This is a genomic window from Alicyclobacillus fodiniaquatilis (genome assembly GCF_042678105.1).
Lineage (GTDB): Bacteria > Bacillota > Bacilli > Alicyclobacillales > Alicyclobacillaceae > Alicyclobacillus > Alicyclobacillus fodiniaquatilis.
Genome location: NZ_JBHUCX010000089.1, coordinates 1 through 543 on the forward strand (window position 1 = coordinate 1; position 543 = coordinate 543).

General features: G+C 51.0%; 2 protein-coding genes. Both read right to left on the minus strand.

Annotated features, from left to right (window positions below; translation table 11 throughout):
• Window positions 1-257, minus strand: a 257-nt coding sequence (locus ACFSB2_RS21140; RefSeq protein WP_377945096.1) for an IS3 family transposase, incomplete at its 3' end; no start/stop codon positions are given.
• A gap of 47 nt (window positions 258-304) precedes the next feature.
• The coding region (locus tag ACFSB2_RS21145) for a transposase (protein WP_377945097.1) at window positions 305-543 on the minus strand (239 nt) is incomplete at its 5' end.

The following is a 543-nucleotide window of genomic DNA, read 5'->3' on the forward strand; positions in this document are numbered from 1 at the left end:
GTTGCTTTGTACTTGCGCACAGTCCGACTCTTGAGGCCGCTCTCGCGCATGATGTCGGCCACCGTCTTTTGACCCACTCTAATCCCCTCATCACGCAGAACCTGTGTAATCTTTGGACTCCCGTATAATCGGCGAGAGGTGAGAAAGATTTCATGAATCCGCTTCTTAAGTGCGCGGCGACGATGTTTTCGTTCACTATCCGGGCGCTTCAACCATGCGTAATAACCGCTTCGATAGACGTCGAGTACTTTGCACATCTTCTGAACCGAAAACTCGAAGCGGTGATCATGTATGAATTGATACCTTACTTCCGGTCGTTGCTGAAGATGCACACCGCTTTTTTTAATATCTCGAGTTCCTCTCTCAGTTCGCGGTTTTCCCGTTCCAGGTCACGCGTTGCTTGCGCATCGGGTTTGAGATTTCCGGATCCGACGAAGGCGTGCTTCGGATCGTTCTTATACTGCGCAACCCAGCCATAGACTGTCTTTTGAGATATGCCAAGATCGCGCGCAACTTGGGAGGCGACTTTCCCCTCCTCCAGAA